General features: G+C 37.0%; 16 protein-coding genes. 1 reads left to right on the plus strand and 15 read right to left on the minus strand.

Translation table 11 applies throughout. The features are described 5' to 3' along the window. Position 1 precedes the first annotated feature (1 nt). The 14 genes from OIZ54_RS08070 to OIZ54_RS08135 all read right to left on the minus strand — a co-directional run bounded on the left by OIZ54_RS08070 (position 2) and on the right by OIZ54_RS08135 (position 15,283). The gene (locus OIZ54_RS08070) at positions 2-2,008 is read right to left on the minus strand and encodes a secretin N-terminal domain-containing protein (RefSeq protein ID WP_096739031.1); all 2,007 of its coding nucleotides are present in this window, start codon (positions 2,006-2,008) and stop codon (positions 2-4) included. Continuing rightward, positions 2,005-2,496, minus strand: a complete 492-nt coding sequence (locus OIZ54_RS08075) for a hypothetical protein (RefSeq protein ID WP_264390139.1) — start codon at positions 2,494-2,496, stop codon at positions 2,005-2,007. The genes OIZ54_RS08070 and OIZ54_RS08075 overlap by 4 nt, the downstream gene beginning before the upstream one ends. Beyond that, a complete protein-coding gene (locus tag OIZ54_RS08080) occupies positions 2,493-3,035 on the minus strand; it encodes a hypothetical protein (RefSeq protein WP_157774063.1) in 543 nt (180 codons plus the stop codon). Before OIZ54_RS08080 ends, OIZ54_RS08075 begins: the two co-directional genes overlap by 4 nt. Next, the gene (locus OIZ54_RS08085) at positions 3,032-3,991 is read right to left on the minus strand and encodes a hypothetical protein (RefSeq protein ID WP_264390140.1); all 960 of its coding nucleotides are present in this window, start codon (positions 3,989-3,991) and stop codon (positions 3,032-3,034) included. Before OIZ54_RS08085 ends, OIZ54_RS08080 begins: the two co-directional genes overlap by 4 nt. Further along, positions 3,991-4,830 (minus strand): general secretion pathway protein GspK, encoded by an 840-nt coding sequence (locus OIZ54_RS08090; RefSeq protein WP_264390141.1) that lies wholly within the window; start codon positions 4,828-4,830, stop codon positions 3,991-3,993. The genes OIZ54_RS08085 and OIZ54_RS08090 overlap by 1 nt, the downstream gene beginning before the upstream one ends. Further along, complete coding sequence (locus tag OIZ54_RS08095; RefSeq protein ID WP_096739026.1) at positions 4,814-5,500, minus strand: type II secretion system protein; 687 nt, start codon at positions 5,498-5,500, stop codon at positions 4,814-4,816. The genes OIZ54_RS08090 and OIZ54_RS08095 overlap by 17 nt, the downstream gene beginning before the upstream one ends. Beyond that, the gene (locus OIZ54_RS08100) at positions 5,481-5,870 is read right to left on the minus strand and encodes a hypothetical protein (RefSeq protein ID WP_096739025.1); all 390 of its coding nucleotides are present in this window, start codon (positions 5,868-5,870) and stop codon (positions 5,481-5,483) included. The genes OIZ54_RS08095 and OIZ54_RS08100 overlap by 20 nt, the downstream gene beginning before the upstream one ends. A gap of 7 nt (positions 5,871-5,877) precedes the next feature. Then, positions 5,878-6,366 (minus strand): prepilin-type N-terminal cleavage/methylation domain-containing protein, encoded by a 489-nt coding sequence (locus OIZ54_RS08105; RefSeq protein WP_096739024.1) that lies wholly within the window; start codon positions 6,364-6,366, stop codon positions 5,878-5,880. Beyond that, positions 6,353-7,543, minus strand: coding sequence for a type II secretion system F family protein (locus OIZ54_RS08110; protein WP_096739023.1), 1,191 nt, complete (start codon positions 7,541-7,543; stop codon positions 6,353-6,355). Before OIZ54_RS08110 ends, OIZ54_RS08105 begins: the two co-directional genes overlap by 14 nt. Continuing rightward, positions 7,540-9,213 (minus strand): GspE/PulE family protein, encoded by a 1,674-nt coding sequence (locus OIZ54_RS08115; protein ID WP_264390142.1) that lies wholly within the window; start codon positions 9,211-9,213, stop codon positions 7,540-7,542. The genes OIZ54_RS08110 and OIZ54_RS08115 overlap by 4 nt, the downstream gene beginning before the upstream one ends. Continuing rightward, the gene (gspG, locus tag OIZ54_RS08120) at positions 9,188-9,592 is read right to left on the minus strand and encodes a type II secretion system major pseudopilin GspG (protein WP_055016685.1); all 405 of its coding nucleotides are present in this window, start codon (positions 9,590-9,592) and stop codon (positions 9,188-9,190) included. Before gspG ends, OIZ54_RS08115 begins: the two co-directional genes overlap by 26 nt. A gap of 97 nt (positions 9,593-9,689) precedes the next feature. Further along, positions 9,690-10,406 carry a DsbA family protein gene (locus OIZ54_RS08125; protein ID WP_264390143.1) on the minus strand — a complete coding sequence of 239 codons (717 nt, stop codon included), beginning with the start codon at positions 10,404-10,406 and terminating at the stop codon, positions 9,690-9,692. Positions 10,407-10,481: 75 nt separating this feature from the next. Next, positions 10,482-12,317, minus strand: a complete 1,836-nt coding sequence (locus tag OIZ54_RS08130) for a hypothetical protein (RefSeq protein WP_264390144.1) — start codon at positions 12,315-12,317, stop codon at positions 10,482-10,484. 293 nt (positions 12,318-12,610) lie between these two features. Further along, the gene (locus OIZ54_RS08135; protein ID WP_264390145.1) at positions 12,611-15,283 is read right to left on the minus strand and encodes an SLBB domain-containing protein; all 2,673 of its coding nucleotides are present in this window, start codon (positions 15,281-15,283) and stop codon (positions 12,611-12,613) included. Positions 15,284-16,161: 878 nt separating this feature from the next. On the opposite strand from OIZ54_RS08135, the gene OIZ54_RS08140 reads away from it, so the two are divergent. Beyond that, positions 16,162-18,060, plus strand: a complete 1,899-nt coding sequence (locus tag OIZ54_RS08140) for an acyltransferase family protein (RefSeq protein WP_264390146.1) — start codon at positions 16,162-16,164, stop codon at positions 18,058-18,060. Positions 18,061-18,114: 54 nt separating this feature from the next. Here OIZ54_RS08140 and OIZ54_RS08145 read toward each other — a convergent pair whose 3' ends face one another. Then, entirely contained in the window at positions 18,115-18,897 is a 783-nt protein-coding gene (locus OIZ54_RS08145; protein ID WP_121636916.1) for a YdiY family protein, read from the minus strand. Positions 18,898-19,002 lie beyond the last annotated feature (105 nt).

Here is a 19,002-nt window from a genome sequence, read left to right on the forward strand (position 1 = left end):
CTCATCTAATTGTAATAGGCGCACTGTATAGCTCAGCCATTGCTTCGCTGAATTCATCTACTTCGAAGCTTTCATTCACTACTTTAGTTGTAATTAGCATTACTAGCTCTGTGCGATCCATTGAATCTACATTGCTTTTAAATAAATTACCTAAAATAGGTATAGTGCTTAGTAATGGCACGCCATTGTTATATTTATTTTTCTTTTCTTGAATTAAGCCGCCCAACGCAACTGTTTGCCCGTCGGCTGATAAAATTTCAGAAGTGATTGCACGGTTTGTTATAGTTGGCGAAGTACTACCACCCAGCTCATTAGGATTTGCATCACTCACTGACATAGATACACTCAGTGTAATTACACCTTGTGAGTTAATAATGGGTGAAATAGACACATTTACACCTGTAGAGCGATATTGTACGGAGTTAGATACAGCGCTATTATCACCTAAACTTTCTACAGTTTGCGTAATAATAGGTACCTGATCTCCTGAGGTAATCGTTGCTGATTCGCCGTCTCTTACAATTAAGTATGGTCTTGATATAACACGCGCATCGCTCACGCTATCTTTCCAATTGAATGTTGCTTGCCAGTTGCCACTTAACACAGCCCCAGCAATACTACCTGAACTTGAAAGAGTTGCACTACTAGCAGAAAGCGAGTCGTTTGTATTTGAGTTTTCATAAAACCAATCTATACCCGATGACATACTATCACCAAGCGTTACTTCTAAAATGGTTACATCAAGAATCACCTGCCCAGGCAATACATCCATTTTTTGCATTAGCGATTCAACTAAACGATATTCATCGTTTGTAGCGTAAAAGATTAACGCATTTTGCTGCTTGTCGAGGCTAAAGCGCATAGTACCCGTTGTACCACTAGTTTTTCCTCTTTCCCCTTCACCATTAGCCCTTTTTGTGGTCGGAGCTTGGCCATTTAGCAATCCATTTATTGACTCCAACATTTCTTCTGCTTTAGCAAATTTAGGTTTGTATACAAAGTACTGCCTTTCATCACCAGCAATTGGAACATCTATTTTATTTGCCCAAAATGTAATTCGGTCGATTATTTTTTCACTCGCAGCATACGCTACAAAAGCATTAATACGAGGAATAGGAACAAACGATGCATCGCCCTCTTTAGATACATGCATACCATCTTCGATTAGCAGTTTTTCAATTTGCTCTATCCCCTCAATAGGCGAAATATTAGCAAATTCTATCAACCTAATCTGTCGCCCATATGCGCGTGGTACATCAAGCATATTAATTATTTTCATAGCGCGTAATATTTCAGCGCGCTCGCCTTCTAAAATAATTAATTTTTGTAGTGAATTCACTGTAACTTGGGCTGTTGATAGCTTTTTCATTATACTGGTAATGTTTCGGCTACTACTATAAACATATGGCACAATCTGTGTGATTGCACCTGATATGTCAGGGATATCCGCAGTATTATTACCTATACCAATTGCTATTGAATTTTTTTGATCTGAAGAGGTTGCTTTAGAAAGATATAAAATATTATCTTTCCTTAAAGTTCTAATAGCACTTTCTTCAAGTGTTTTTATTACTACTTCATAAAATGCAGCTCTGGAGATAGCACTCGATATGTTTAGTGTTATTTTTTCACCTGATGCCGCTAATTGAGGCGCAACTACATAGTTAATATTTAATAGATCGTCAAATACACGGCTTGTAAACTCTTTTATAGACACTTCGTCTGCAGAAAAAGTAATCGGCTCTCCGGTTAGCTCAGGCGCTTTTTTAGCTTCTTCTTCTAAACGTGTTATACCACCTAAATCTTGTACTTTTAATGAACTAAATTCAGCCTGCGTTTTAGTTTGTTCTTTAGCTATCTGCTCTTGCGTTTGTTTAATGCCTGTTGTTTTTAATATTGATCTATCTACTGATAAATCGTTATCTCGTAATTTACTTGTTGTTGTACAACCAGAAACTGCTAATGCAACTAAAACTAAAAGAGATCCTTTTAATGGTTTATTATTCATTTTGTTACTTCCTCAACACCATTTGTTTTTGTAATACTGATAATTTCGGGTTTATACATTTTCAGTAAAACTTGTTGACCGTTATTAGATAATTCAACCGCAGCTGCTAAAATTTCCTGTAGCTCTAACGATTCAAACTTATCTCCTTTTGAAAGGTTAATTAACTCCTCTCCATCAGGGGTTTTTATCTTGATTCTTGCATTTGCAACTTCACCACTGGTGTAAACAGAAACTAATGAAAGCGTAGCATCTATAACATCTGGGCCCTCAGAGTTTTCGCTTTCATCTTTACCTATTTCTGTGTAATCAACGCCTAAGGTGTTAGCCAATTGCTCTATATTAAATTGAGTTTGCGCTACTTTACTTGCATTTAACTTTACAGGTGCAGTATCCTTTTTTTGGCGACTTTGATTGTCGGGTAACAAAAAGTCACTTACCCATATAATTATCGCAATACATACACATAAAAGGATTAATATATTTCTCATGATTTTTTAAATACCCGTACAAACTCTATATTTGCAGTTACCCTATCGGGTGTTGCTTTTGTGCGCGTAAAAGAAACCTGCCGCACACGGTTACCCTCTTTTATATTTTCGAGTTCATAAAGTAAATTTAAAACCTCGTTATAACTTCCCGATACATTGAGTCTACCTGCATAGACAGAGTATGCATCGTTAATTTTTACTTCTCTAAAAGGGGCTTTGTTATTAATGTTCAGCTCATACCGCTCTACCGCCGCGTCAATGACCTGAAGCCATAGTAATGCAGGGTCCTGATTTTTATCTAAAGTAGGCAGCTGTGAGAAATCACTTAAGTTAGCTGCGATCGACTCGGAATTATTTTGCACCTGCTTATCTGAAGCTAGCAAGCTCTCCTGCTTCACTACTATTTTCTCTAAACTTTTTAGCTCATTTTTACTCGAATCTAACCAATCTAGCCAAGGGAAAACCAAAAACTCAAAACTTAAAAGCAACGCTATAGATATACCGCCCCACTTTTTTATAGATATAGATGATGCACTCACTTCCATGTCACCTCAATAGTAAATGTTTCCAAACCTTGTTTGTTTTTTGTAACAGCTCGCGAAAATTTTGCCTCTTTAATAGATTCAGCATTAATTATTTGCTCAAGTATTTTTGTTGCAGAGCCCTGTGTTGTACCAAATAGCTCAACTCCGGTAGGTATCAGTTTAACTCGTTCAATAAATACATCATCATCCTTGAGACTTACTTGGCTTAATTTATCAAGCACGTTTGGATTGGTAGCCAAAAATTCGATCAAACCAGAAGCTAAAGTTAATTCTTGATTTGTTGCTTGTCGCCCTGATAGGACCTCAGTTACAGCAGCTTCATTTTGTAACTTTTTACCGGTGTAATAACTAGTAGCAAGCATTAGATATGCACTTAAAAAGATAGCTGTTGCACTCAATAAAGAAATTATTGCTATCAGCAATTTTCGATTTGAAAGCTTTTCAGGTTTACTAAAAGCTTGATTGTTTAAGCCAAATAAACCCGATAAATTTAACCAGCTTAACGCATTCGCATGTGATGAAAAGTCGACTTTTTCTACATTATGCTTTATCAGTAAGGGTTGTACTTGTGCTTCTCCAGCGCTCGAATAAAGAGGAACGATTAAACGGCACTCAGAAGGAACTTTATCCAATACGTTCTGAGGCACCACAAAGTACGATATTGTAAACTGATTATTACTCAGCGCTTCTATTGACCAATAAAATTTTCCCTCCATAGGTGGAAGCTGCATTTTTTCGGCTTGAATTATGCTTTTAAGTTCAGTTATTGAAGTGTTTTCATAAGTGCGTGTTGTTGCCCAAAAAAGGTTTCTATCGAGTAAACACCCAGTTACCAAAGACAGCCTAGGCTTGCTCAATTTAGTTTGCTCTACAATACACTCTGCTGTCAGATGGTATTTGTAATGGCAAAAAGCCGAGGGAGAACCTAGCTTTTTTAATACTTTTTTCATTATCTAAAAATTAGCTCTTCATCTGTTATAGAGTATGGACGGAAGGAATCCTGTCCCCGTAATAAAATAAACTTTTTTGTTATTGAAATATTTTTATTTGAAGAAATCTTGATCAGAAAGCGTCCGCTAGGGTAAGTAACACCATCCTCTGATGTAGTTTGAGCGCTCTGCTCAGAAATTCCTAATGCGGAGTATAAAGATTTAGGCACAAATTGTCGAACTATGTAGTCTCCCCCATACATTGTAATATAAGGTTTTATTTGTTCATATAAAGCTTCGTTGTCTAAAACATAAATCAGTTCTTTCGTTGTTTGAATAATTCCATTTTTAGGCAGCTCAGGTTGTGCGTAATCGCCTTTTTCAGCCCCTTCTAAGTGCCTGAAGTTATCTTGGTCTTGCCAATCATCAAGCCTATCTTGTATTTTTAAAAGCTCTGTCTCTCCAACGCCTTGTAAGGCTAATAAGCGGTTAAAATCTTTTTTATTAAATGGCACAATAGAAACTAAGCCGCTTATATCCTGTACCGTAACACTGTAGTCGCCTCGTTTTTTGACTCCACTTGTTAAATTTTTAGTGAAATCGTTATTGACAGGCTTTCCTAAATAATCGGATCTAGGTCCTAAAATACTAAAGTTACTTGTCATGTAGCTGTAAATCATTTCTGCTTGAGCGCTTTCTAAGCGTAAATAGGCATCTGTGTTTTGTTTTACCATACCGGCTAGTCGTGCACTATTTTGGCCTTGCCCAGACATATACAGCATAATAACCGCCATTACAGCGGTAATCATTAACACAACAATTAAAGCCACCCCTTGGTTTGCCTTAACCCTCGAAAGCATTACTTGCTCCTAATTCAAAAGAAGTTAACTGAGGTATCTTAAATAATATATCAGTTTGTTCAGCTAAAGAGATCCGTACATATAGCGGCAACAGTTTTCTTTTTGCACCAGAAAAAGTTGCAGACCACAATGGTTTAGGCTTTACAGCTATATTTAAATATTCAGAATAAAAATTACTCAATTCAAAATTATCTTTCCACCCGAAGTAAGTTATAGAAATATCCTTGCCTGTCACATAGACAATTGGTGAACTACAGTCATTGGTAACGTGTTCAATATCTTCAAGTAAAAATGTACCATATTCGAGCTCACAGTATTGCACCGTATCGTCAACCACTTTTAACGTAGCAACCGCTAAGGGGGAAGTGACTTGAATGGGTCTATCTGTAATAAATGAAAATGCGTTACTACTACCTTGAAAAAAAGGAACCTGTTCACCCATCTCTGTTCTGAAGATAAACGGGATTAATGAATGAATTTGGCTGTTAATTAATTTTGTTGTGGTTAATAACTTTATTGAGTTATTTTTTTCTTCTTTAGTTAACTCGCTTAGTGAAAACCTGTAACTGGTTACAGAGACTGTCATTACTAATGAAAATATTACCATTGCGACGAGTACTTCGATTAACGTAAAAGCCGACTGAATCCTTTTACTGCTTCCAATATACATCTTTAAAGCTCAATATTTGTTTTTCTTGCTTTGTATCTCTTATAGTCACTTCATATAGCACTAAGTTATCTTCTTTTTTTCCAGCATCTTGTGTCATTTCTGAGGAGATAACGCGTACTACGGGCTTTGATTCAATGACTTCTAAGTTCCATTTATATTCGTTAGTACCTAACTTATAACTCCCTTGCGCTACATTTTCATATTGGTACTTATAACTCACAAAATCTTTTATATGTTCGGCGAGTATACCCCGAGATATATTATTTTTTAGCTTTTGCTCATGCAGCATTGACGCTCGAGATACAAAGCTAATTGCACTAACAGCTATAAATAAGATAATAGAAGCGATTAATACCTCTATAAGCGTCATTCCCTTGCTATATCTCAATTTTTTCCCTCTTTTGAGTTCCATTAATGCCAATAGTTATTACCACCTTTTTAAAGTAGCTATGTGCATCAAAAATAAAAGACTCTTCTTGTAATGTTAATGTATTAAATTCAATTTTTTTAATTAACCGCTCTAAACTTTCAGCGCTCTCTTTTTCACCTTGTAAATTTTGTTCATCATCAGGGTTATTCATTCCATCTGCGATTTCACTAACTTCTACGTCAGATTGCGGTATTTTTTGTTCGTAGACTCTTAATGTATCTTCGTTTAAAACTAACTTTAATGACCCCCCCTTATAAACGCTGTACTCTTTAGCAAAAGTTATAATTGAAGAGAGCTGTTTTTTTTCGCTATATAGTTTAGCTTGATCGAATTGTTTCCACATATTTGGTAAAACAAACGATGTTGCTAATCCAATCAGCACTAATACGATAAGGAGCTCTATTAAAGTAAACCCTTTATATTTAGAATGAGACATCGTTTATCGATACAATACTAAGTAGCATGGTGATAACCACAGAACCAACTACCCCACCCATAACTAAAATCAGTAATGGTTCTAGCATAGCTGTAAATTTAACTAGCCATTGCTCAAAGCTTAATCTTGAGCGCTGAGCTATTTCGGTGAATGAACTTGTAAGGGTGCCACTTTCTTCACCCACGGAAATTAGCGAAATTCCAATATCATCAAATAACGTTAATTTAGCTAACTCGTCACTTAATACGCCGCCAGCAGATACTGATAATACAATATTTTTTAAGCTTTTCTTTAATTTAGGGTTTATTACGGTTTCACTGGCTAGCTGCAACCCCGAAGATAAACTTACGCCACTTTCTAATGTCAACTGCAATGATGTGGCAAAGCGTATTCGATCTGATTGTTTAATTATAGTGCGTATTAAAGGTAAGTTTACTGTTGCCTGTATCATTTTTATTTTAAACTCATGATTTTGAAAGGCAAAAATAAGGCCCGATATCACTGCTATAATGCACACTAGTAAATGAAGCTGATAACTCTGTATCCATTGTGATGCGTCAATGAGTACTTGCGTGTAAGTAGGAACATCATCGACAGAATCAAACATTGATGACATGCTAGGTATAACAAAGTTAAAAATAGCCCAAATAGCGGTAATACATACTATAAGTATAAAAAAGGGATATGTTATTGCTTGAATTACCTTATTGCGCAGCGCATTTTGAAACAAAAGGTTTTGACTAAGTCTATTGAATACTTGAGGCAAGTTACCTGTACTCTCTCCTATTTTAACCATTTCTACGAATAAAGTAGAAAATGCCTCTGGTCTTTTTGCAAGTGCATCACTTAATAAAGCGCCTTGTTTTATATCTGAAAGCACAGATGACCATACCAAACCTATTGCCGATTTTTGATTTGACTTTACAAGCACAGAAAGTGCTTTATCAATTTTCAGCCCATTTTTAAGCAACGTTGCTAATTGATTTGTTGATTGCTCTAAATCAGCTAAGGTGATTCTTTTGCGCTGTCTTGCTTGGTAAGTTGCATTTACTTTAATAACTAACTTGTAATCTTCCTTTAATTTAGAAAACGCTTCTTTTTCATTTTCGGCAGTGATTTCTCCATTTACTGTTTCGCCGCTATGAGAGTAAGCTTTATACTTATACAGCTGGCTCATCCTGCCACCCTCATAACTTCTTCTATCGTGGTAACCCCTTGGATTGCTTTTAGTAATCCATCTTGCTTTAAGCTACGTAAGTTTTTATCTTCCATTAGTTGATAGAGGTGATCTAAAAGCTTTTCATCTTTAGGGATTTTTTTAATATCGCTATCACAAGGAAGGTACTCTAAAAAAGCAACACGTCCCGAGTACCCGGTATGCTCGCAATGATCGCAACCTACAGCCTGGTGTAACTTAATATTTTGTAACGGAGCTAACTTATTAAGTGTATATTTAGCAATAAGATCTTGACTGTCTTCTTGCTCTAACGGCTTCTTACAATGGCTACATAAAGTTCTGGCAAGGCGCTGCGCCATGATTGAGACCAAACCCGCATTAAGTAGGTATTCTTCTATACCTAAATCCATTAAACGGGTATAAGCTGAGGGCGCATCATTAGTATGAACAGTACTAAATACTAAATGCCCGGTTAATGCAGATTGCAGAGCAATTTTCGCTGTTTCGTTATCTCGGATTTCGCCGACCATAATAACATCAGGATCTTGGCGTACTATACTTCTTAAACCAGCAGAAAAATCAAATCCAATATCAGAGTTTACTTGCACTTGGTTTACACCCGCTAATTGGTACTCAATAGGATCCTCTAAGGTGATAATTTTGATATCGGGTTTATTTATCTGATTTAAAAAAGAATATAATGAAGTTGTTTTACCTGACCCTGTAGGGCCTGTCATTAAAATAACACCAGATGTACGCTTTAGATCTTGGTTTATATAATCTATTAAGTCCTCAGAATAACCTAAAGTACCTAAATCGAATTTAACCGCATTTTTTATTAGAAAACGCATTACAACACTTTCACCAACCCCTAGTGGTAATGTTGAGCAACGTATATCTAAGTCTGTAGAGCCTGCTTTCATTTCGATTTTGCCGTCTTGTGGTCGACGCTTTTCTGCTATATCCATACCTGATAAGATTTTTATTCTAGAGATAACGGCAAGCTGCAGACTATGTGGGATTGGATCAGCTTCTTTTAAAATTCCATCGATTCTATAACGGGCACGATATCGCCCGTCCACAGGTTCAATATGTAAATCGGAGGCTCCAAGCTTAACACCTTTATTTATAAGGCTATTCACTAAGTTAACTGTAGGTGCCCCTAACGCGAGCTCTTTAAGTGCGGCTACATTATCTGATGAAACTATTAAATCGGGCTGCTGCTGGAAAAGCGCTTTAAATTGCTCGCTGAGAAGCTCAAAATCTTTTTTTGATAAAGCAAAAAAATCTATTTCAAAATCTAGAAACCTTAGATAATCTAAACCATCCATATTATGTGGGGAAGCAAACCCCAGCTTAAGCGTTTTATTATTTATTTCTAGTGGCAATAGCTGTGCTGAGAGGAGAAAGTCTGTGTTGACAGCCTCTAACGCTTTTATATCTGCTTGATCTAGCTGCAGTGGCTGAGTCCACCTACCACACTTTAATAAGTCAGCGTACATAATACTTAGCTGATCTTCATCGATCCAACCAGAATTTAATAAGAGAACATCTAACTTCTCTGATGTTGCATTTTGGTATTCAAGAGCTTGAGAGAGCCTGTTTGCATCAATTAAATTATGTGCAGTTACATATTCCTTTATTTTAGTATTCCACATCAGCGTCTTCACCCTCGCCACCTAATTTGCCATCACGTCCAAAGCTTTTTAATACAAACATATCACTATTAGCTTCTGAGCTGGCAGAATAGCTGTACTCATTACCCCAAGGATCTAATGGGATTTTTTGTGGGAAATATGGTCCATCCCATTGTCTTTTAGTACTTTGGAGTAATTCATTTAGGGTGTCTGGGTAATAGCCAATATCAAGACGATATGAGTCTAGAGCAGTCGCGATTACTTGCATTTGCGCTTTCGCTGTCCCTTCTCTTGCAGAATCAACTTTACTGAACATGCGAGGTGCAACAATTGAAGCTAAAAGGCCTAAAATAACCATAACAATTAGCAGTTCTACGAGTGTAAAACCGGAGCTTTTAAATTTGTATTTCATAATCAAATCCATGACGTTTTGTTTTTTAGATAAAAAAGGAGGCTTTTTATTTAGCCCCCAAATTTATCACAGCTAAAAAGCAATGCAACTACATTCACTATTTAGATTTTTTTACTTCATCTATTACAGTTCCAAATTTTTCTAAGCTTCCAGCACCTGTCAATATTTGGTAGTTAGTAATATAATTACCTTCTTTTTTGCCAATAATAAACGTTGGCGTTGAAGATAAACCAAGTTCTGCCGCATCCTGTAGCGAACGGGTAACAATATTATGAACATCAGTATTTGCTAAACAAGCATCAAATTGCTCTTGATCTAAGTTAAAATCTTTTACAATTTCATCTAAAGAGCCTTTAACAACAGATTGACCCAGTTCGAACAAACGTTCTTTTACGTTTTCGTATTGATCTTGCTCATCGGCACAACGCAACGTAACGGCTGCGTAAGGCGCTTTAGGATGTAAGCTTGATAACGGAAATTCACGTGCCGAAACAGCTAATTTGTTAGTATCAACAAATTTGGCTTTTAACTCAGGCCACACTGTTTGCTGGAACTTTTTGCAATATGGGCAGTGTAAATCTGTAAACTCTATCATTACTACTTCAGCCTCTTTACTACCGATCCAAATAGCTTCTGAAGATAATTCTATTTTTTCTGGTCGAACTAGCTCACCTAAGCCTACTTTAATAGCAATTTGTCTTTGCACTTTCTTTAATTGCGCTAGCTCTTTTTTTAACTCTTCACTTTCATTGTTTTGCGTGCTTTGGCACCCTGATAAAATAACAACAAAACAAAGTAATAATAGCTTTTTCATTAATATTCCTTTTTATTAAAAAAAAACCCCCGCCTAAGCGAGGGTTTATCAGTAAATAACTAAACTAGTTAATTATTACTGGCTCCACTCGTTACGGTCAAGTACAGGCATTACACGGTCAGAACCGCCTAATGTACGTTGTACTGATACACCGTGAACTGTGTCACGTGGTGCTGTAACTGTGAAAGTTAACGTGTGACGGTTAGAGTTAGAGTTAGCATTTGAACCTAAATCACCTGCAGCGTAACCGCCGTCAGCGCCAGTGTAACCAGCTTGATCAACAGCTTCTTCAATTAGGTCTGGTACAAAGTAAACTACTGAAGACTGAGCAGCAACTGTGCCAAGTCTAACAGCGGTTACTTTACGGTTGTTAGTCGTACCGTCATCAGATTCGCCGAACACGTCTACAGTTACTTCTGCAGCTTCATCGTGCTCGTTTGTTACACGTACAAAGTTACCTTCGCCGTTTACAGCGTATGGTACTTTAAGAACCGCACCGTTAACACCAATTTCGTGTGAACGTACATTAAGGTTACAATGATCAATGTAATCTTCATCACCAAAATCTAATGTGTAGTTAGTATCCACAGTGTAATTGAAGTTCATAACACCGTCTGTGGTGTTTGTGTTAGTAACTGCATAAAACATTTGGTTGTACTCAGCACCATAGAGCTTACTAGAAGTTGGCACTGGGTTAGTTTCAGCATCGCCATTTACTTCGTTCGGTGTAAATACATCTAGCGCGTATGTTTCATACATAGGTGCAGAAGCTTCCGTTAAACCATAGTCACCCCATAGAGTACTTGCTTCAGCAGGCTCTTGTTCATCTAATACGCCCGTTGATGCTAGGCGAGAATTATATAGACCCATACGTACTGTATTACCAGGGTCAACTGAAGTTACAAATTTAGTTTCTAACTTGTCATCTAAGCTTAAGTCAATTTTACGATCCAGAATTGTTGCGCGATCATAAAAAGCAGATTTGAAGATAACTTGACTCTTACGAGACACTAACTGATTAGATGCATCAGGATCAAATACAAACTCAGTACGTGCCGTGATTGCTTCATTTATAGAGTTAGTACTTTCTGCATTTACGTCGCCTTCAGCTGTTAAACCATCTTGGAAAGCGTAAAACTGAGCAGAGATATCTGCAATTTTTGTATTTTGAGAAATTGCACCTAGTATACTGTAGCCATTACCACCATCAGTAATTGCTTCAAGTGCTTTAAGACTTACTGAACTAGAGATATCAGCAGTAGTACATGCATCATTAGCAATTAAAATTCCTACTGGCTCAATTGCATCACCTTCAAATTCATTATCTTCACCAGTAGAAATACGAGAGAATGCTAAACGCGTACCTGCGCCAATAGTAATACCCGCTTTAGTGATGAAAGTAATTTCTGACTCTCCGTCAACTTCACCATCTGAAGATGCTACCGCTTCAATTCTTGCAGCACCATCTTCATCTGTATGTTTAACTAAATGAATTTGGTTCGCGTTACCGTCGAACACAGCACCCGTTAATTTAAACTTAAGCTTTGTACCACCTGGAATATCAGTAGTTGGGATGTAAACTATATGTTGGTCGTCACCAGCTTCATCTACTTGAATATCACCGCCGGTGATATCATCAAAATCAATCGGTAAGTTTCCAGTAAGCTCGTAAGCGATCTTTATTTCATTTAATTGAAGTAATGTTGAGGTTGCTGGATTTGTTACTGTGAATTCTTCAACACGATCACCAGCACAAGCTGCGCCAGTGTACTTTTTATCAAACGCTGAAACGCCAGCATTGTCACCAGTTTTGTAAATTTCAAAACATGCTTCCGTACCAGCATATGCGTTACCTGCTAACACAGCTGTTACTGCTGCAGGGATTAGAGCGAGTTTAGTAAAACGCTTCATTTTTATCTCCTTGACCTTTTAATGTGCCAGTATTAGCACGTTAGTTTTAAAACTGTTTTTGCTAACTAAACCTAGTTAACATAAATATTCTTAAACTCATCCGATACTCCTCAAAAAGAAGCATCAGTTCGAGGTAGGGCAATTATGATAACTTAGGTTACTAAATTCAAGGATTTATTAATAAAAATGCTGCATAAATAATAAAAAAAAGGTTGAATAATGTTCAACCTTTTGAATATTAAGACTTTTAATTGCCATTCTATTAGTAACTTTTTATGAACATTTGTTCCTAATTAAAGCGCACTTAAAGCAGCAACAGCGACACCTAATTGATATAAAACTTGAGTCGCTTTACTCCACAGAGTTAGTTTATCCATATGCTCTGCATTTAATGGCACGACTATAGTATCGCCTGGCTCTAGCAGTGTTGCTTCATTAGCTGCAAACCAACTACTTTTATTGGGCACTTTAACTGAACCATTAGCTTTTATTATGTATATTCGATCGTCCGCAGCTCTCGATTTTAAGCCACCACTTTTGTCTATGTAATCTTCTATTGATATACCTCTTTCGTACAAATGCGATGTCGAGTAGTTAACCTCACCTATAACACTTATAGAATCACGCTTACTAGGTACAAACAGCATGTCTCCGTCTTGTAATACTAGCTTTTGTTTGTCTTGTACTATTGATGGTAAATTAATAACTAATCGGCCTACCGCTTTAACATTGGCTAAATCATCAAGTAGATTATTCATTTCGTCGTACGATAAAGAATTGCTGGTTATAGAACTTTGAAAACTTTTTGAAGCTATATCGCGACGTAACTCTGTTGATAAACGAGCTAATTGCTCTTGCTCTTGCTTTTTTATAGATTTACGAGTGAAAACGGCGGCACTTTGCTCGGCAAATTGCGAAAAACCACCTGCTCTTTTTAGTAAATCATTTAAAGTTTCGCCTCGCCTTATGATATATACCCCAGGAAATTTAACCTCCCCTTTTAACTCAACCTTTACATTTTCTTGCCAATTTGGAATAGGGAATATATTTAAGCTATCCTTACTTTTTAGCGTTATATTGTCATGATTATTGCCACTAACGACACTGTGCAAGTCAAACTGTATATGCTCAATCTTAGAAATATCTGTTCCCGCTATACGCGTAATTTCTGCTTGCTTTACGTAAGCCGACTCTAACAAACCTCCTGCCGCAGAAATTAAGTCACTCACTTTCCCACCTACGGACAATGGGTAAATTCCAGGGTAGGTTACATGCCCTGAAATTTCAACTAACTGCATGTTCTGATTAAAAGAGGCTTGCTTTCTTAGCTTAGCAATAATTGGCTCTAAAAGATTAAAACGACTAAATGTTGCATAATCTTCAGGTTTTAAGCTTTGCTCTTCCTCTTTTTTACGCTCAGTATATTCTGCTATTGTTAATATTTGATCATTATCAGTTATTAACTCTTGTTCCTTTTCGTTGATACCGATGTACTTTTCAAATTCTTTTTGTTCAAATTTTTGCCACTGCTGAGTTTTAAGTTGCTGAATGCGCTGCTTTTCACTTAAAGCCATATTAGCTAACGCTACTTTCTCAACTTCTTTCTCTTCGAATCGGCTAAAGATAATAACTTTATCGTTTGCTTGTAGCTCTAAATCGTTTTTCTTATTTTTAACTATTGCTTGCGCTACATCAAATTGATGAATTTCTATGTCACCATTAATATTTATTTCACGAATAACCAAACCATAGCTTAGATCCGCTTGTGGAAGCAGGTCGCCTCGTACAGACTTTAAAACATCAGAAATTCGCTTGCCTGATTGCCATTCATAGCTCCCAGGACGTGCCACAGCACCAATTAAGCTAATTGAATTTAAATATTGTTCACTTATTGAGTTGAAGCGTAAACGGTCACCATCTTGAGGGGTGTAATTAACTTGAGGTTTTGTAAAATCAATAGAAAGAATTTCTTTTCGTTCAGCGTTAAAGCGCTCTACAACAGCATTTTTAGCATATGCTCCTGGTTTGAGCCCACCGGCCATAGCGAGTAATTGCTTTGCTGTTTCGCCCGCTTTTAGCTCAAATATAGCTGGGCGCTTTACTAACCCCTCAACAGTTACTTGTTTTCCTACTGGAGGAACAAAGACAACATCGCCTGATTTTAATACTATGTCGTTACTGCTATCGCCTTTGATAAGTAAATCATAGAGATCGAAGTTAGTAATAACCTGACCAGAGCGCTTTACTTGAATATTTCGAAGTGAAGCTATATCTGATACCCCACCACTAACGAATAAAGCATGTGACACTGTAGTTAATGATGAGACGCTATAACTACCGGGTTTATAAGCTTCACCTAAAACAAGAATACGCATGCTACGTAGCTGCCCTAAAGATACAAATGCCTTAACCCCAATAACCTCTTGCTCTACCTTTAGTTTAATTAATTCTTTTACTTCAGCGAAAGTAAGGCCTGCGACCTCTACAGGGCTGAGATTAGGTATGCTAATGCGTCCCTCTCTGTCAACGGTTATATCAAAACTGTTACTTTCTTTTCCATAAAAACTAATTTTTAGCTCATCACCAGTACCAACAGTATAGGTATCTGGGATAGAAGCATTTTCACTTGGCATAAAGGTAGTTGGTTCACCAGCAAAAAGTTCATATCCAAACGGTTTCAGTTCTTCTACTTTAGGCTTAAACCGCTCTTCATCGGTTAAAGTTTTTTCTTCCTTGTCTAAACGTTCCGCAATAGATGTCTGCTGAGGTGAGTTGCTTGATTGCGAGGTTTGCTCATCACCTGTAATAGCTGAAATATCTACACCGTACTGCTTGGCTAAAGCCTCTTGCTGAGCGCGTGGTAAATTTTTAAATTGTTCAAGCTGGGCTGCTGTTGGTGTAAACGCTAATAAATTAACGCTAAAAACTAAAAATAAAAAACTTACGTAATATTTCAAAGCTTTCACGAGTGTATATATCCCTAATCGACGACCGAAAATTTCAGCTATCATACATTATTTGCTTTTAAATAGAAGCGCAGGGGATTAAGAAGCTAGCTATTTGTATTAACTATATTGAGTATTAATATGGCCTAACTTTATATTATTTTTCAGTAAGTAACAGGGTTTAGTACACCACGGAAAACGTAAAATATACATGAGGTATAAATCTTTTGGATTACAAATTGTTTAACCTAGAGAGAATTTTATTGCAACGTTAGGCTTTCACTCTAAGGAGCCCGATTACGCCCCGTGCTTTATTCAAGAAAATTACACCAGTATAGGAAAAGCTTCCGCGTCCTGCTCACGCTCCTTACCTACATCCGTGTAGGCAAAGCTTCCGCGTCCTGCTCACGCTCCTTACCTACATCCGTGTAGGCAAAGCTTCCGCGTCCTGCTCACGCTCCTTACCTACATCCGTGTAGGCAAAGCTTCCGCGTCCTGCTCACGCTCCTTACCTACATCCGTGTAGGCAAAGCTTCCGCGTCCTGCTCACGCTCCTTACCTACATCCGTGTAGGCAACAAAGAGTAATTTCTTCCAAACGGAACGATTAGATAACCCTTTTTGACTTTTATTCTACGTTATCGCCTATTTATGGGGGACATATACTTAGCTTTACCTAAATTCAAAACATATTGCTAAGAATTTAACTTTCGAAATCTGAAAGAACCTTTGAAATATTATACACTTACTATTTAAGCGAGCACTTTAACACTTAGATAATACAAGCTTTGGTATCGATAAATAATCCCTTCTAGCTGCGCCATACTTTAACGCTTTTGCTTAGAGTTAAGCTTATATATATACTTGCAGCATATTTATTACGGACATTTCTTTTTATTTATGCAGTTTAGAAAAGATATTAATGGACTAAGGGCTTTTGCAGTAATAGCCGTTGTACTATTTCATTTTAATCCAGCCACGCTACCTGGTGGGTTTGCTGGTGTAGATGTTTTTTTTGTTATTTCTGGTTATTTAATGACAGGAATTATTTTCAAAAAGCTCGATGCTAACAATTTTTCTCTATTCAGCTTTTATATAGCACGCGCGCGTAGAATTATTCCTGCTTTAGCCACACTCTGCTTAGCACTACTGCTTTATGGTTGGTTTTACTTGATTCCTTCTGAATTTCAGCTACTTAGCAAGCACACTAGCGTAAGTATGGGGTTTATTTCTAACTTAGCTTATTGGCGAGAGTCTGGCTATTTTGATGCAATTTCACACGAGAAATGGTTATTGCACACGTGGTCTTTATCAGTCGAATGGCAATTCTATATCATTTACCCTGCACTATTACTTTTGTTAAAAAGGAAGTTTACTCTTAGCGCAATAAAAAAGTTTATCTTGTGCTCAACCATTGTTGGGTTTTTGTACTGTATATATGCAAGTTACACCTCTCCTAATCTAGCTTATTATTTTTTATCATCAAGAGCATGGGAAATGATGATTGGCGGACTTGCTTATTTGTATCCGTTCAAATTCAATAGCACGGTAAGGAAAACCTCTCATTTAATAGGTATAGCTCTGATACTCGCTAGCTATATATTAATTGGCGAAACAAACTATTGGCCTGGTTTTTTAGCTTTAATACCTTGCCTTGGTGCGTACCTAATTATTATTGCACGTGATGATTATAGTTTTTTTACTGGAAACTATATATTTCAAAAAATAGGAACATGGTCTTACTCTATCTATTTGTGGCACTGGCCCTTAGTTATTTTTTACTATGAACGTTCAGGGGGCCATAGCTCGCCAATAGTTTACATTTTTCTATCTGTGTTTTTCGGAGTGCTGTCTTACAGATATATTGAATCTATTAACTTCAGACAACCATCCAATTTGTCTATTACTAATATTATTAAATTTAAACCTGTATTAATCACACTGTTTATTGCCCTCCTCTCTGTAGCTATTTACTCCACTACTGGCGCTGACTTAAAAGCTAGAAGTGCAGCTCAATCTGATACAGCGCTTTATTTAAAAAGATACCAAAAGGCAAGTTACGTCTCTAGCTTCGTAAAGCAAGCATATAGATCTGAATGTAACTACTATGATGGCAGTCTAGCAAAAAGTGATATTGCAAACACCTGTACGAGTAACGGCAGTGGCGGTATCTTTGTGTGGGGAGATTCACACGCTCAAGCATTGGGATACGGGCTGAGAAAAACTCTAAATAAAGAGAACTTCAATCAAGTAGCTACTTCTGGCTGCAGGCCATTAGTAAAAGAAGATAGTGAGAGTAAAGGAGAATTCAAAAAAGCATGTGATAGGTCTAATAAAAAAGCAATAGAGGCTATTTTAAAGATTCACCCTAAAGTGATTGTATTAGCGCAAAAACTAGATCACCATAAGAATGACTTTTTTGAAATAAAGGAGTTTTTGAGCAGAAACAATATTAATGCTCAAATCATATTGGCAGGGCCGGTACCTCAATGGAGGCCTTCGCTACCTAAAGCTATTGTTAAGCGCCATTTCGATACTCAAGAAAAATATATAAATGATATATACTTTCTTAAAGAAACCACTGAAGTAAACGCAATATTGAAAAAGCGTTATAATAACTCTACGATACATTATGTTTCTATTATAGACGCACTGTGTATTTCTAGTAATAAATGTTTAGCTAAAGTTGATGACAATAACACCCCTTTGGTCTGGGATTATGGGCATCTAACATTAGAGGGCTCCTTATATATTGCGGAGAATGTTTTTAAACCCGTTTTAAATAAAGCTCTACAATAAAAAAGGGACTTTCGTCCCTTTTGTCACTTAAATGTCATTAAATACGGTTTTTGGTTAAAAACTGTAAACTAACGTTAATGACGTCTCTGTATCTGTGCTTTCTTCGTCATCAGCAACTTCTGAGTTGTTGGTAACATTAAAAGCGACTTTCATTTGCAGCGAGCCATTTATTTTTGCTAGCAATGCAGTTTCTGAACGCGTTTTGGTGTTTGAATCACCGTACTCAACTGACACAAGCTGAGTAAAACGTGCGCTATCTGAAATCTGCCAGTTGTAATCAAGTTTACCCAAAGCAATTACTTCACTGTCGCTTTCGCCTGCAAGTAGATTACCGTCGTCATCAACTTGCGTGCTGTCGTCAGAGTATTCAAAAAATTTGTAACCCGGACCAAACTCTGCATTTAACCACATATCTGGTTGGTCAATTAAACGTAAGCCGTAACCCGCAGAAATTACAGATTCAGTTCTATACGCGCCAAAGTAGTCTGAAACGTGTGAACCATAAATGAATAAATGAGAATTCTTTTCATTTAATTTGTAATTACCTTGCGCAGATGCAGAGTACTTTTCGTTCGTACGCTGCTTGTCTTTGTCGCCGTTGTCATCCTCTACTTCATCTTCTTTATAGATGCCGTCGATTTTGTACTCGTTATTCCAGTTTTCTAGGTGATGTAATACCTTTAAACCGCCTTTTAACGTTGTAGTTTCAGTGTTACCACTAGTGACAATAGCACCTAGCTCGCTTGTTACTTCCCACGTTTTTTTCTCTGCGTCTTCAGCGAATGCGTTAGTTGCAGCAGATGCTGCAACTAACAGTGTTAAAAGCTTTAATTTCATTAAAAATAACCTATCTAATCCTAAAAATTATACTAATTCGCTTAATTAAGTAATCTATTTTGAGGCTGGAAAAACGTGTTGATAGCCAGGCAAAAAATTCGCTAT

The sequence above is a fragment of the Pseudoalteromonas sp. A3 genome, assembly GCF_025942345.1.
Classification (GTDB): domain Bacteria; phylum Pseudomonadota; class Gammaproteobacteria; order Enterobacterales; family Alteromonadaceae; genus Pseudoalteromonas; species Pseudoalteromonas atlantica.

Coding starts and splice junctions, on each gene's coding strand:
- OIZ54_RS08070 (WP_096739031.1), bottom strand. CDS start 2,008: ATGAATAATAAACCATTAAAAGGATCTCTTTTAGTTTTAGTTGCATTA.
- OIZ54_RS08075 (WP_264390139.1), bottom strand. CDS start 2,496: ATGAGAAATATATTAATCCTTTTATGTGTATGTATTGCGATAATTATA.
- OIZ54_RS08085 (WP_264390140.1), bottom strand. CDS start 3,991: ATGAAAAAAGTATTAAAAAAGCTAGGTTCTCCCTCGGCTTTTTGCCAT.
- OIZ54_RS08090 (WP_264390141.1), bottom strand. CDS start 4,830: ATGCTTTCGAGGGTTAAGGCAAACCAAGGGGTGGCTTTAATTGTTGTG.
- OIZ54_RS08095 (WP_096739026.1), bottom strand. CDS start 5,500: ATGTATATTGGAAGCAGTAAAAGGATTCAGTCGGCTTTTACGTTAATC.
- OIZ54_RS08100 (WP_096739025.1), bottom strand. CDS start 5,870: ATGACGCTTATAGAGGTATTAATCGCTTCTATTATCTTATTTATAGCT.
- OIZ54_RS08105 (WP_096739024.1), bottom strand. CDS start 6,366: ATGTCTCATTCTAAATATAAAGGGTTTACTTTAATAGAGCTCCTTATC.
- OIZ54_RS08110 (WP_096739023.1), bottom strand. CDS start 7,543: ATGAGCCAGCTGTATAAGTATAAAGCTTACTCTCATAGCGGCGAAACA.
- gspG (WP_055016685.1), bottom strand. CDS start 9,592: ATGAAATACAAATTTAAAAGCTCCGGTTTTACACTCGTAGAACTGCTA.
- OIZ54_RS08125 (WP_264390143.1), bottom strand. CDS start 10,406: ATGAAAAAGCTATTATTACTTTGTTTTGTTGTTATTTTATCAGGGTGC.
- OIZ54_RS08130 (WP_264390144.1), bottom strand. CDS start 12,317: ATGAAGCGTTTTACTAAACTCGCTCTAATCCCTGCAGCAGTAACAGCT.
- OIZ54_RS08140 (WP_264390146.1), top strand. CDS start 16,162: ATGCAGTTTAGAAAAGATATTAATGGACTAAGGGCTTTTGCAGTAATA.
- OIZ54_RS08145 (WP_121636916.1), bottom strand. CDS start 18,897: ATGAAATTAAAGCTTTTAACACTGTTAGTTGCAGCATCTGCTGCAACT.